Origin of the sequence: Pseudomonas sp. Au-Pse12, from assembly GCF_021341665.1 — a bacterium.
GTDB lineage: Bacteria > Pseudomonadota > Gammaproteobacteria > Pseudomonadales > Pseudomonadaceae > Aquipseudomonas.
On record NZ_JAJTTH010000004.1, the window covers coordinates 199833 to 213259 of the forward strand.

Below are 13427 nucleotides of genomic sequence, written 5' to 3' on the forward strand. Positions count from 1 at the left end.
CGATGGGTTATACAGTAACGAATTGTTTCGATTTTCTTCGGCCCGGAGTTTATCCACAGGGCCGGACCAGAGCGGCGGGGTGGTATGCAAGTCGATCTTGAGGCGCAGGGTGGCGAAGTGGCCGCCTTGCCACGGTTTCAGCAGGCGGCGTCGCATGCCGCGCGTTTGCAGCGTTGGGGCGCCGTGTTGCTCGGTTTGGCGGTGCTGGGCCTGGTGGCGGCGGTGTTTGTCGACCTGTTCGCCGCGCTGACGATCTGGCCGGCGGTGCTGGTGAACCTGTCCTGTGCCTTGCTGGTGGCGGTGGCCGGGCTGCAATCGGCCTGCTGGGTCAGCCGCTGGCGGGAAGAGGTGATCAATCCGCCAGCGATGGCCGTGCCCGAGGCCGGGGCTGGCCCCGAGCCGCCCCAGGGCCGGCTGGCGGCCACGCTGGCCCTGCGCTGGCAGCGCTTGTTGCAGCAGATCGGCGCGCCGACCCTGTGGCTCGCCGGCTGGTCGCTGCTGATCCTGTACAGCGTGGTGCAGGTGTTCAACCTGTCGTTGCCCGCCAGCGCCCTGGGCCTGAGTGCCAGCGTGGCGGCGGTGCTGGTGCTGCTGTTGGCGTTTGCCCTGCTGGTGCTGGAACGCCAACTGGCCCAGGAGCCTCCCGGGGAGTGGCCGGAAGCCGGCGCCCTGGCGCAGCTGTTGCGGGTGGCCATTGTGTGCCTGCTGGTCGCGGCGCTGTGCTTGCTGTTCAGCAGCGACGGGGCCTTGTGGCCGGTGCGGCTGGCGGTGTTGATGGGGTTGCTGCCGGCGCTGGTGGCTGGCGAGTTGCTGTTGCGGGCGCTGCTGTCGTTGTTCAGCCCGCAGCGCGAGCAGCTGGAACCACGCCTGCTGGCCCACAGTTTTGTCGCCGATATGCTGCGTTGGCCGCCCCAGCCGTTGCTCAGCTTGCAGCATGAATTGCACAACCGGTTCGGCATCGACCTGCGGCAGATCTGGGCCTTTGCCTACATGCGTCGGGCGTTCTTGCCGGTGTTGCTGGTGGTGCTGGCGGTGGGGTGGCTGTTGACCGGTGTTCATGAACTTTCGATGCAGAGTCGCGGTATTTACGAGCGTTTTGGCAAGCCGGTGGAAGTCTTTGGCCCGGGCCTGCATGTGGGCCTGCCCTGGCCCCTGGGGCGGGTGCTGACGGTGGAAAATGGCGTGGTCCATGAGTTGGCCACCAGCGTGGGCGAGAACCCACAGCCGCTCCAGTTGGCACCGGCTGAAGGGCCAGCGCCCGCGATTGCCAACCGTTTGTGGGACGCCAGCCACGTGAATGACAAATCCCAGGTGATCGCCAGCGGCGACGCCCAGCAGCAGAGCTTTCAGATCGTCAACATGGATGTGCGCTTCGTCTACCGCATCGGCCTGGGTGACGCTGCAGCATTGGCCGCCACGTACAACAGCAGCGACGTACCGACGCTGATCCGCAGCACCGCGAGCCGGGTGCTGGTGCACGACTTCGCTGCACGCACCCTCGACGGCCTGCTGGGGCAGGACCGAACCGGGCTGGCCGATGATATCGGCAGGGCGGTGCAGGGTGACCTGGACCGGCTCGACAGCGGGGTGGAGATTCTCGCCACCGTGGTCGAAGCCATCCATCCACCTGCCGGTGCGGCCAATGCCTACCACGGTGTGCAGGCTGCGCAGATTGGCGCCCAGGCGCTGATTTCCCGGGAACGCGGGGCGGCGGCCGAGCAGACCAACCAGGCGCAATTGCAAGCCAGCATCGCCAGCGACCAGGCCCGGGCCGATGCGCGTGAAGTGCAGGCTGCGGCCCAGGCCGCCGACCTGCGGTTTGCCGCCGAGCAGCAGGCCTACGCCAGCGCGGGGCAGGCCTTCGTTCTGGAGCACTACCTGAGCCAACTGAGCCTGGGCCTGAGCCAGGCCAAATTGCTGATTCTTGATCATCGTCTGGGCGGCGACAGCGCGCCGACCCTCGACCTGCGTACGTTCACCTTACCGGCCGACCCTTCGGCGCCGCGTAAAGCCGCTCAGCCAGGAGCCGTCCATTGAGCCAGTCTTCCCATTCCCACGATCACGCCGGCCACGACCACGGGCATGGCCATCACCACTCTCACGGGCATCACCACCATCATCACGGCGCACCCGCCGAGGCCGGGCCTTTTCCCTGGCGGCGCATGGGCTGGGCGGTGCTGCTGGTGCTGTTCGCCGTCGCCGCGGCGAGCCTGGTGCAAGTGCGCTCCGGCGAGGCCACGGTGATCACCCGCTTCGGCAACCCGGCGCGGGTGTTGCTGGAACCGGGGCTGAACTGGCGCTGGCCGGCGCCTTTCGAGGCGGCGATCCCGGTGGACCTGCGCCTGCGCACCACGTCCAGTGGCCTGCAGGATGTGGGCACCCGCGACGGTCTGCGCATTATTGTCCAGGCGTATGTGGCCTGGCGGGTCCAGGGTGATCCGGAGCATGTGCAGCGTTTCATGCGCGCGGTGCAGAACCAGCCGGACGAAGCGGCGCGGCAGATCCGCACCTTTGTCGGCTCGGCCCTGGAAACCACTGCCAGCAGTTTCGACCTGGCCAACCTGGTGAACACCGATGCCAGCCAGGTGCGGATCGCCGACTTCGAAGCACAATTGCGCAAGCAGATCGAACAGCAACTGCTTTCCACCTATGGGGTGAGCGTGGTGCAAGTGGGGGTCGAGCGCCTGACCCTGCCTTCGGTAACCCTGACCGCCACCGTGGATCGCATGCGCGCCGAGCGTGAAACCATCGCCACCGAACGCACCGCCATCGGCAAGCGCGAGGCGGCGCAGATCCGTTCTGCCGCGGAGCGCGATGCGCGGATCGTGCAGGCCGATGCCACGGTGAAAGCGGCCGATATCGAGGCGCAATCCCGGGTCGAAGCGGCGCAGATTTATGGCCGCGCCTACGCCAGTTCGCCGCAGCTGTATAACCTGCTGCGCTCCCTGGACACCCTGGGCACGGTGGTGACCCCGGGCACCAAACTGATCCTGCGTACCGATGCGGCGCCGTTCCGGGTATTGGTGGATGGCCCGCAGAACCTGCCAGGCAAAGTTTCCGGATCGCAACCATGAATAAGGTTCCACGTGGAACAAACGAGTTGCGCAGCCCGTGGATCCAGGCCGGACGCCTGGCCTTTATCGCGTTGTACGGGGTGACGGTGCTGGCGGCGCTGGCCTGGGCGTTTTCCAATGTGCGGCAGATCGACCCGCAAAACCGGGCCATGGTCTTGCACTTTGGCCAATTGCAACGGGTGCAGGACGCCGGCTTGCTGCTGGCCTGGCCTCGGCCTTTTGAACAGGTGGTGCTGTTGCCCGCTGCCGACCGGGTGCTGGAGCGGCGAGTGGAAGGGCTGCTGCGTTCCGAAGTTGCCCTGGAAGGGGACAGGGTCGCCACCCTCGCCACGCCCTTGAATGACACCCTGGCCGGCTCCGGTTACCTGCTCACGGGGGATGCGGGTGTGGTGCAGTTGGATGTGCGGGTGTTCTACAAGGTCAGCGAGCCCTACGCCTATGTCCTCCAGAGCGAGCATGTGCTGCCGGCGCTGGACCGGTTGGTGACCCGCAGCGCCGTGGCCCTGACCGCGGCTCGCGACCTGGACACCATCCTGGTGGCGCGTCCGGAATTGATCGGCAGCGACCATCAGGCCGCCGAGCGCCGTGAACGGCTGCGCGGCGATTTGCTGCAAAGCATCAATCAGCGCCTGGCGGAACTGACCGCCAGCGGCCAGGGCCTGGGGGTCGAAGTCACGCGGGTGGATGTGCAGTCGAGCCTGCCCGGTCCGGCGGTCAGTGCTTTCAACGCGGTGCTCACCGCCAGCCAGCAAGCCGACAAGGCCGTGGCCAATGCCCGCACCGACGCGGAAAAACTGACCCAGAGCGCCAACCAGCAGGCCGACCGCAGCCTGCAAGTGGCCCATGCCCAGGCCAGTGAACGCCTGGCGCTGGCCCAGGCCCAGACGGCCACGGTGCTGAGCCTGGCCCAGGCCCAGCGCAACGGCACCGACCCGGAGATGCTGTTGCGCATCTATCGCGAGCGTTTGCCAAAGATCCTCGGCCAGGCTGGCTCGGTGACCACGGTCAACCCTAAAGACGATTCACGCCTGATCATTCAGGGAGCCGAACAATGACTGCGACTACCCACGGGGCGGCCCCCGCCAGCATGCTGAGCTCGGCCGAACAACGCAGCGCCGCGCGCCAGCTGACCCTGGCCATGCTCGCCTTGGGGCTCTTGGCCCTGGGCCTGATCTGGCGCTGGCTGGCCCCGGAACAGGTCGGCGTCAGCCAGTTGCTGCTGGGTGTCGCTTCGCTGCTGGTGGCGGTGCCGGTGATGCGCTCGGCCTGGTTCAGCCTGCGCTACCCCAGCCTGCACGGCATTACCGACCAACTGATCGCCCTGGCCATGCTCGGTGCCTGGGCCACGGGCGACCTGCTGACCGCTGCGTTGCTGCCGATCATCATGATCTTTGGCCATGTGCTGGAAGAGCGCAGCGTGATCGGCTCCCAGGAAGCCATCGATGCCCTGGGCCGCCTGACGCGCAGCCTGGCGCGGCGGGTCGAGGCCGATGGCAGCGTGCGGGAGGTGGATAACGCCAGCCTCAAGGCTGGTGACCTGGTGGAGGTGCGCGCCGGCGACCGGGTGCCCGCCGACGGCGTGGTGATGTCCGGCCAGGCGAGCCTGGATACCGCGCCGATCACCGGTGAGTCGGTGCCATTGGAGGCCGCGCCCGGCATGCAGGTCTTCGGCGGCGCGATCAACCTCGATGGGCTGCTGCGCTTGCAGGTCACCCGTACCGGCGAAGAGTCGACCCTGGGCAAGGTGATTGCCCTGATGCAAGGCGCCGAGCGGGCCAAGCCGCCCATCACCCGTTTGCTGGAGCGTTACGCCGGCAGTTATCTGGTGCTGGTGCTGCTGTTGGCGGCGGTGACCTGGTTCATCACCAACGATGCCCAGGCCATGCTCGCGGTGCTGGTGGCGGCTTGTCCCTGTGCCCTGGTGCTGTCGGCGCCGGCCACCGCCATTGCCGGGATTGCCGTGGCGGCGCGCCACGGCATCCTGATCCGCAGCTCGGCGTTTCTCGAAGAGCTGGCGGACCTGACCTCGCTGGTGGTGGACAAGACCGGCACCCTGACCTTTGGCACCTTGCGCCTGCAAGCCATCGACAGTCCTCAGGAAGACCAGCGCGGCATGCTCAACCTGGCCGCCAGCCTTGGTTCGGCCAGCAGCCACCCGGTCAGCCGGGCCCTGGCGGGGCTGGTGCCCCAGGAAGAGCAATGGCTGCTGAGCGAGATCCATGAACGCCAGGGCCTGGGTGTGGTGGCCCGGACCGGGGAGGGCGAGGCCGCCCTGGGGCGCCCGGAGCTGTTCAGCCAGCTGGGCATCAGCACCCACCCGGTGCCGGCGCATGACGGGCCGATTGCCGGGCTGGCGCTCAATGGCGAGTTTCTCGGCTGGCTGTTGCTGGCCGACAGCGTCAAGCCCGAGGCGCGGCAAGCGCTGGGCGAGTTGCGCGAGCTGGGCCTGGGGCGTCAGTTGCTGCTCACCGGTGACCGCCAGAGCGTGGCCGACAGCCTGGCGCTGGAGGTCGGGATTGCCGATGTCGAGGCCCAGGCCTTGCCGGAAGACAAGCTCCAGCGGGTGCTGGGGGAGATCGACAAGGGCTTCCGGCCAATGGTGGTCGGCGATGGCATCAACGACTCCCTGGCCCTCAAGGCCGGGGTGGTGGGGGTGGCCATGGGGGCCGGGGGCGCGGACATCGCCCTGGCCTCGGCGGATGTGGTGCTGATTGGCAGCGACCTGCGGCGCCTGGGCACCTGCGTGCGCCTGAGCCGTGAATGCCGGCGGACCCTGCAGGTCAACGTGATCATCGGCCTGGGCTGGACCCTGGCCATCGTCGCCTTTGCCGCGTTTGGCTGGCTGGGGGCGGCGGGGGCAATGATCGCCGCGGTGCTGCACAACCTGAGCACCTTGCTGGTGCTGGGCAACGCTGGTCGCCTGCTGCGTTTCCAGGAGCCGCTGCTCAAGCTGTAGCAGCCGGCTTGCCGGCGAAACGCCGCTGTGCAGTTTTTTTTCATCCCGGCTGTAACGCCGGGTGGCCTCCCCTCTCTAGTGCCATGACGGGCTTGCACAAGCGGCCCGTCACCCCCCTGCGACTATTGAGGAATAAAACATGAACATGAAGAAAACCGCTGCCGGCGCTGCCCTGGCCTTCGCTGCCGCCACCCTGTTTGCCGGTGTTGCCACTCAAGCGTCGGCCGCCGATGCCCAGGTTCATTGTTACGGCGTCAATGGCTGCAAAGGTCAGAACGACTGCAAGACCAAGGACCACGCCTGCAAAGGCATGGGCGCTTGCAAGGGCCAGGGCTTCAAGGTCATGACCCAGTCGGCGTGCGAAAAAGCCGGCGGCAAAGTCGGCGAGTAAGCGGCGAATCCGTGCTGCCGCAGTGGGGCTGACGACCACTGCGGCCACCTTGCGAGGAGTTCGCGATGCCTGACCTTTCTTCCTGCCTGGGCTATGGCCTGGGTTTGCGCAGTGCCTACTATCAGCAGATTCTCGATCAAGCGCCGGACGTCGACTGGTTCGAGGTGGTGTCCGAGAACTTCATGGTCGAGGGCGGCAAGGCCCTCTATTACCTGGACGCCATCGCCGAGCGTTACCCCATCGTGATGCACGGGGTGTCACTGTCCATTGGCGGTCCCCATGCCCTGGACCTGGATTACCTCAAGCAACTCAAGCAGCTGGCCCGACGGGTGAGCCCGGCATGGATCTCCGATCACCTGTGCTGGAGCCGGGGCAACGCTCATCAACTGCACGATCTGCTGCCGTTGCCCTACACCGAGGAAAGCCTGCATTACGTCGCGGGCCGGGTGCGCCAGGTGCAGGAAATACTGGAGCGGCCGCTGGTGCTGGAGAATGTCTCCAGTTATGTGCGGACGGCGGCGGATGACTTCAGCGAGTGGGCATTTCTGGCGGCACTGAGCCAGCTCAGTGGCTGCGAGCTGCTGCTGGATGTGAACAACGTTTACGTCAGTTCACGCAATCACGGTTTCGACCCCTGGCACTTCATCCAGGCGCTGCCGGCCCGCCGCGTGCGGCAACTGCACCTGGCCGGGCACCAGGACTACGGTGACTACGTGATCGACACCCATGATCACCCGGTGTGCGATCCGGTCTGGGCGCTGTATCAACGCACGCTTGAACACCTGGGGCCGGTGGCGACCCTGCTTGAGCGTGACGATCATTTTCCGCCGCTGGACGAACTGCTGGGCGAATTGCACAAGGCCCGCGAGCTGGGACAACGAGCCCTGGCCGGGAGGCAGCAATGCGCCTGAACGACTGGCAACGGGCGTTTGAAGCCTATCTGCTGGGCGAACAGCCCCAGGCTTGCGCCACCTTGGAAGACAGCCTGATCGGTGGCCCGACCCTGGATGTCGAGACCGGTCTGGCGATCTATCACCACGCTTATCAGGCTCGACTGCTGGAGGTCATGGGCGGTGATTTCCCGGTGATCGGGCACTGGCTGGGTGATGCGGAATTCGCTGCGCTGGCCGCTGCCTATATCCGCCAGTGCCCGTCGCGGCACTTCAGCCTGCGCTGGCTCGGGCAGGGGTTCGCCGGGTTTATCCAGGGCCATCTGGTGCCGGAGCAGGGCGTGCCCCTGGCGGAACTGGCGCGCCTGGAATGGGCCTTCACCCTGGCCTTCGATGCGCCCGAGGCCGAGGTGCTGACCGTGGCGGCCATGGCCGGGCTGGACGCCGAGCAATGGCCGGTGCTGCAACTGTGCCTGGCGCCTTGCGTGCAGTGGCTCGATTGTCGCTACAACAGCGTGGCGCTGTGGCGCGCGGTGAAGGAGCAGGCGGATTTTCCCCAGAGTGCTTTACTCGATCAGGAGCAGGTGTGCCTGGTCTGGCGAGCGGACCGGGTCTGCCGCTACCGCAGCCTGTCGGCCGAGGAGGCCTGGGCCTTGAAAGGCATGACGCAGGAGCAGTGGAACTTTGCGGAACTCTGTGCCGAACTGGCCGTCACTTATGCCGAGGGGGCCCCGCTGCAGGCGGTTACCTGGCTGAAACAGTGGGTCGAAGACGGCCTGGTGCTGCTCGGCACATCATAGAAAACCGCTATCAAATCGATAGCCTGCTATTTTCCAAGATGGTCTACCCTCATTTCAGACGTCTGAAACAAGGGGGATTTTCCATGCTCGCGCAACTTCCACCGGCCTTACAGAATCTGCAATTGCCCCTGCGCCTGCGGCTCTGGAACGGCCATGAATTCAATCTTGGGCCGGAGCCCAATGTCACCATCGTGGTCAAGGACCCGCAGTTGGTGGCGCAGTTCACCCATCCCAGCCTGGATGCGCTGGGGGGCGCTTTCGTCGAGGGCAAGCTGGAGCTCGAAGGCTCCATCAGCGAAGTCATACGGGTCTGCGACGAGCTGAGCCAGGCGCTGCTCGACGAAGACGATGACAATCAGCCTGTGCGCTCGCAGCATGACAAGGCCACCGACGCCGCCGCCATTTCCTATCATTACGACCTTTCCAACGCCTTCTACCAGCTGTGGCTCGACAGCGACATGGCCTATTCCTGTGCCTATTTCGAGACCGGCAGCGAATCCCTGGAACAGGCCCAGCAAGCCAAATTTCGTCACCTGTGCCGCAAGCTGCGCCTGCAACCGGGGGATTACCTGCTGGATGTCGGCTGTGGCTGGGGCGGGCTGGCCCGCTACGCCGCCCGCGAGTTCGGCGCCAAGGTGTTCGGCATTACCTTGAGCAAGGAACAACTGGCCCTGGCCCGCGAGCGAGTGAAGGCCGAAGGCCTGGACGACCTGGTGGAGCTGCAACTGCTGGACTATCGCGACCTGCCTCAGGATGGCCGTTTCGACAAGGTGGTCAGCGTCGGCATGTTCGAGCACGTGGGCCACGCCAACTTGCCGGAGTACTGCCAGACCCTGTTCAACGCCGTGCGTGAGGGTGGCCTGGTGATGAACCACGGGATCACCGCCAAGCACACCGACGGTCGCCCGGTGGGGCGCGGCGCCGGGGACTTCATCGAGCGCTATGTGTTCCCCAATGGCGAGCTGCCGCACCTGTCGATGATCTCGGCGCAGATCAGCGAGGCGGGGCTGGAGATCGTCGATGTCGAGAGCCTGCGCATGCATTACGCGCGCACCCTGGATCACTGGAGCGAACGCCTGGAGGACAACCTGGAAGCCGCTGCCAGGCAGGTTCCCGAGCAGGCGCTACGGATCTGGCGGTTGTACCTGGCGGGCTGCGCCTACGCATTCGCCAAGGGCTGGATCAACCTGCACCAGATCCTCGCGGTCAAACCCCATGCCGACGGCAGCCATGAGTTGCCCTGGACCCGGGACGACCTCTACTACCCCTGACTTACAGGATCGGTGAAATCAGCCGCGCGACCCGCATGCCCAGTTGTTGCAGGCGGTGGGTCTGGCGGCTTTCTTCCTTGGCGATTTCCCGGGCCTTGGCGAAGTCGGCTTCCAGCATGCGCTCCACTTCGGTCGCGAAGTCGTCGTCCACGGTCAGCAGCATCACTTCGAAATTCAGGCGGAACGAACGGTTGTCCAGGTTGGCGCTGCCGATGGCGCTGATCTCGTTGTCGATCAGCACCACCTTCTGGTGCAGGAACCCCGGTTGATAGCGGAACACCCGCACCCCGGCGCGCACCGCCTCGAAGGCGAACAGGCTGGAAGCGGCATAGACGATGCGGTGGTCCGGGCGCGACGGCAGCAGGATGCGCACGTCCACTTCCCGCAGCACCGCCAGGCGCAGGGCGGCGAATACCGCTTCATCGGGAATGAAGTACGGGCTGGTGATCCACACCCGTTCGGTGGCCGAGTGGATGGCTTCGACAAAGAACAGGGAACAGGTTTCGTGGGCATCGGCCGGGCCGCTGGCGAGCAACTGGCAGAGCACGCCGGCGTCCGGGTAGGTGTCCGGGAGGATCAGCGGCGGCAGCTCGCGGGCGGCCCAGAACCAGTCTTCGGCAAAGGATTCCTGCAGGCAGGCCACCACCGGGCCGCTGACTTGCACATGGGTATCGCGCCAGGGCGCCAGGGGCGCTTTCTTGCCCAGGTATTCGTCGCCGACGTTATGCCCGCCGACAAACCCCAGCATGCCGTCCACCACCACGATCTTGCGGTGATTGCGAAAGTTCACCTGGAAGCGGTTGAGCCAGCCGCTGCGGGTGGCGAAGGCGTGCACCTGGACCCCGGCGTCGCGCAGGGTCTGCACATAGCTGGCGGGCAGGGAATGGCTGCCGATGCGGTCGTAGAGCAAGTGGATCGATACGCCCTCGGCGGCCTTTTCCAGCAGCAGGCGTTGCAGGCGCCGGCCCAGTTCATCGTCGTGAATGATGAAGAACTGGATCAGCACCGCTTTGTGCGAGCGGCGGATGGCGTTGAAGATCGCCTCGAAGGTGGCGTCGCCGTTGACCAGCAGGCGCACCTGATTGTTGGCCAGGCAGGGCATGCGCCCGAGCTTGGGCATGGCCCGCAGCGAGGCGTAGGCCTGCGAGGCGCGCGCGGTAAGGGCTTCCTCGACCCAGGGGCGCCAGTTCAGCTCATTGATCGCCTTGTGCATTTCCACGTTGGCCTGGCGCCGGGCCTTGATGTAGGCATCGAAGGTGCTGCGGCCGAACACCAGGTAAGGGATCAGGGTCAGGTAGGGTATGAACATCAGCGACAGGGCCCAGGCAATGGCGCCTTGGGCGGTCCTGACGGTGAGCACCGCGTGGATCGCGGCGATCAACCCGAGAAAATGCAGCAGCGCGATGAGGTAGCCGAAGATGTGCGGGCCAAAATAATCCATGGGGCAGCCTTGCTCCTGAAGATTCAATGCCTAACAGACCATGTTCCACGGTGAATGTCGCTATTTTATTCTGTATGCAACACCGTGCCCTGGCTGAAGTCTAACGGCCACTATTGTCTAGGAGTCATTCGATGAAACTTCGTTTACTGGGTTGGGCCTTGGCGGCGGGGTTGGCGCTTCCGGTGGTGGCGCAGGCGCAGATGCTGCAACCGGGCTTGTGGGAGCTGACCAGCAGCAACATGAAGGTCGATGACCAGAACCTGCCGGACCTGTCGCTGATTCTCGGCCAGTTGCAGCAGCAGATGACCCCGCAACAGCGCGCGATGCTGGAGAAACAGGGGGTGACCATGGGGGGCAAGGGCATTCGTGTGTGCCTGACGCCGGCCCAGGTAAAGTCGGACACCATCCCGCTGCAGGACCCGCAATCGGGTTGCCAGCAGCAGGTGACCGAGCGCAACGGCAATCAATGGAAATTCCGCTTCAGTTGCCCCAAGGCCCAGGGCAATGGGGTGGCCAAGTTCATCAGCGATCGTGAGTTCACCACCAATGTGATCGGCACCTTCAACGCCACCGGCCTGCAGCAGAAGGGCAGCATGGACACCCGCGCCGTGTGGCTGGGCCAGGATTGCGGCACGGTCAAACCGCGGGCTTCCTGAGCGCTCGTCCCGCGCCACGCTGCCCGCTCCGGGCAGCGTCTACTTCATGCGGGCCAGGGCCTGTTCCAGGCTCAGGCGGCCCAGGTCTTCGCCATTCCTGCTGCGCAGGCTGATGTAGCCTCCGGCCTTTTCCTGGTCGCCGATCACCAGCAGATAGGGCACTTTCTGCAGGCTGTGCTCGCGGATCTTGTAGCCGATCTTTTCGTTGCGCAGGTCGGCGCTGGCCCGCAGCCCGTGTTGGCGCAAGCGCTCGCTGATGTCCCGGGCGTAGTCGGCCTGGGCTTCGCTGATGTTCAGCACCACCGCCTGTTGTGGCGCCAGCCACAGGGGCAGGGCGCCACCGTGGTGTTCCAGGAGAATGCCGATAAAGCGTTCCAGCGAACCGAACAGCGCCCGGTGCAGCATCACTGGCGGGCGGCGCTCGCCACTGTCGCTGATGTAGCTGATGGCGAAGCGCTCGGGCAGGTTGAGGTCCACTTGCAGGGTGCCGCACTGCCAGTCGCGGCCGATGGCGTCGCGTAGCACGAACTCCAGCTTGGGGCCGTAGAAGGCGCCTTCCCCGGGGTTGGTCCGGTAGTCCACCTGCATGCTTTGCAAGGCGCCGACCAGGGCGTTTTCCAGCTGGTCCCAGACCTCGTCGCTGCCGATGCGGTTGGCCGGGCGGGTGGAGAGCTTCACCGACACGTCGTCGAAACCGAACTCCTTATAGATGTCGAACACCAGGGCGATGGTGCTGGCGCATTCGCTTTGCATCTGCTCGGGGGTGCAGAAGATGTGGGCGTCGTCCTGGGTGAAGTGGCGCACCCGCAGCAGGCCGTGCAAAGCGCCTGACGGCTCGTAGCGGTGGACCTTGCCGAACTCGGCGATGCGCAGCGGCAGGTCGCGGTAGCTCTTTATCCCGTGGCTGAAGATCGCCACCGCGCCGGGGCAGTTCATCGGCTTGAGGGCGAAGGTGCGCTGGTCCTCGGTGCTGGTGGTGAACATGTGGTCGCGGTAGTTCTGCCAGTGCCCGGAGGTTTCCCACAGGCTGCGGTCCATCACGTCCGGGGTGTTCACTTCCTGGTAGCCGGCCTGCTCCTGACGCTGGCGCATGTAGCCGATCAATTGCTGGAACAGGGTCCAGCCCCTGGCGTGCCAGAACACCGAACCCGGTGCGCAGTCGTCGAAGTGGAACAGGTCCAGTTGCTGGCCGAGCTTGCGGTGATCGCGCTTGGCGGCTTGTTCCTGGCGGATCAGGTAGGCGTCCAGCTCCTGGCGGCTGGCCCAGCAGGTGCCGTAGATCCGTTGCAGCGGTGCCTTGCTGGCGTCGCCGCGCCAGTAGGCGCCCGCCACCCGGGTCAGCTTGAAGGCGCGCAACTGGCCGGTGGAGCGCAGGTGCGGCCCGCGGCACAGGTCCTCGAAATCCCCCTGGCGGTACAGCGACAGCACGGCCTGCGGTGGCAGGTCGCGGATCAACTCGACCTTGAAGTGCTCGCCCTGGGCGACGAAGTGTTGCTCGGCCTGCTCCCGGGACAATTCGCGGCGGCGCACCGAGTGGTTGGTGGCGGCGAGGCTGTGCATGCGTGCCTCGATCAGTTCCAGGTCTTCGGGCGTGAAGGGGCGCTCGCAGGCGAAGTCGTAGAAGAAGCCGTCCTCGATTACCGGGCCGATGGCCACCTGGGCCGAGGGATACAACTGCTTGACCGCCATTGCCAGCAGGTGCGCGCAGGAGTGGCGCAGCACCTCCAGGCCCTCGGGCTCGCGGGCGGTGATGATGCTCAGCCGGGCATCGCTTTGCAGCAGGTAGTCACAGTCCACCAGCCGGCCATCCACGCGCCCGGCCACGGCGGCCTTGGCCAGGCCGCTGCCGATGCTGGCGGCCACCTCGAAAACGGACAACGGCTGGTCGTACTCACGGCACGCGCCATCAGGCAGGGTGATGCGGATCATCTTCAGTGGTCCTTGGTGT

General features: G+C 65.7%; 11 protein-coding genes. 9 read left to right on the forward strand and 2 right to left on the reverse strand.

Annotated features, from left to right (window positions below; all coding sequences use genetic code 11):
• Positions 1–84: 84 nt before the first annotated feature.
• From hflK (LXM55_RS12695) to cfaB, 8 genes are all read left to right on the forward strand, one after another.
• Complete coding sequence (gene hflK, locus LXM55_RS12695; protein ID WP_233320685.1) at positions 85–2037, forward strand: protease modulator HflK; 1953 nt, start codon at positions 85–87, stop codon at positions 2035–2037.
• The gene (gene hflC / locus LXM55_RS12700; RefSeq protein ID WP_233320686.1) at positions 2034–3074 is read left to right on the forward strand and encodes a protease modulator HflC; all 1041 of its coding nucleotides are present in this window, start codon (positions 2034–2036) and stop codon (positions 3072–3074) included. The genes hflK (LXM55_RS12695) and hflC overlap by 4 nt, the downstream gene beginning before the upstream one ends.
• Complete coding sequence (gene hflK, locus LXM55_RS12705) at positions 3071–4129, forward strand: protease modulator HflK (RefSeq protein ID WP_233320687.1); 1059 nt, start codon at positions 3071–3073, stop codon at positions 4127–4129. Before hflC ends, hflK (LXM55_RS12705) begins: the two co-directional genes overlap by 4 nt.
• Positions 4126–6030, forward strand: coding sequence for a heavy metal translocating P-type ATPase (locus LXM55_RS12710; protein ID WP_233320688.1), 1905 nt, complete (start codon positions 4126–4128; stop codon positions 6028–6030). The genes hflK (LXM55_RS12705) and LXM55_RS12710 overlap by 4 nt, the downstream gene beginning before the upstream one ends.
• 139 nt (positions 6031–6169) lie before the next feature.
• Positions 6170–6421: a BufA2 family periplasmic bufferin-type metallophore gene (bufA2, locus tag LXM55_RS12715; protein WP_233320689.1), complete on the forward strand. Its 252-nt coding sequence runs from the start codon at positions 6170–6172 to the stop codon at positions 6419–6421.
• A gap of 65 nt (positions 6422–6486) precedes the next feature.
• Positions 6487–7332 carry an MNIO family bufferin maturase gene (gene bufB / locus LXM55_RS12720; protein WP_233320690.1) on the forward strand — a complete coding sequence of 282 codons (846 nt, stop codon included), beginning with the start codon at positions 6487–6489 and terminating at the stop codon, positions 7330–7332.
• A complete protein-coding gene (locus LXM55_RS12725; protein WP_233320691.1) occupies positions 7323–8111 on the forward strand; it encodes an HvfC/BufC N-terminal domain-containing protein in 789 nt (262 codons plus the stop codon). Before bufB ends, LXM55_RS12725 begins: the two co-directional genes overlap by 10 nt.
• Positions 8112–8194: 83 nt before the next feature.
• Positions 8195–9382 (forward strand): C17 cyclopropane fatty acid synthase CfaB, encoded by a 1188-nt coding sequence (cfaB, locus tag LXM55_RS12730; RefSeq protein WP_233320692.1) that lies wholly within the window; start codon positions 8195–8197, stop codon positions 9380–9382.
• A gap of 1 nt (position 9383) precedes the next feature.
• Here the strand turns inward: cfaB and cls are convergent, their stop codons facing one another.
• Complete coding sequence (gene cls, locus LXM55_RS12735) at positions 9384–10823, reverse strand: cardiolipin synthase (RefSeq protein WP_233320693.1); 1440 nt, start codon at positions 10821–10823, stop codon at positions 9384–9386.
• Positions 10824–10954: 131 nt separating this feature from the next.
• On the opposite strand from cls, the gene LXM55_RS12740 reads away from it, so the two are divergent.
• Positions 10955–11479, forward strand: coding sequence for a DUF3617 domain-containing protein (locus tag LXM55_RS12740; protein WP_233320694.1), 525 nt, complete (start codon positions 10955–10957; stop codon positions 11477–11479).
• A 39-nt stretch (positions 11480–11518) separates the two neighbouring features.
• On the opposite strand, the gene thrS is transcribed toward LXM55_RS12740, so the two are convergent.
• Entirely contained in the window at positions 11519–13408 is a 1890-nt protein-coding gene (gene thrS, locus LXM55_RS12745) for a threonine--tRNA ligase (RefSeq protein ID WP_233320695.1), read from the reverse strand.
• Between the last annotated feature and the right edge of the window lie 19 nt (positions 13409–13427).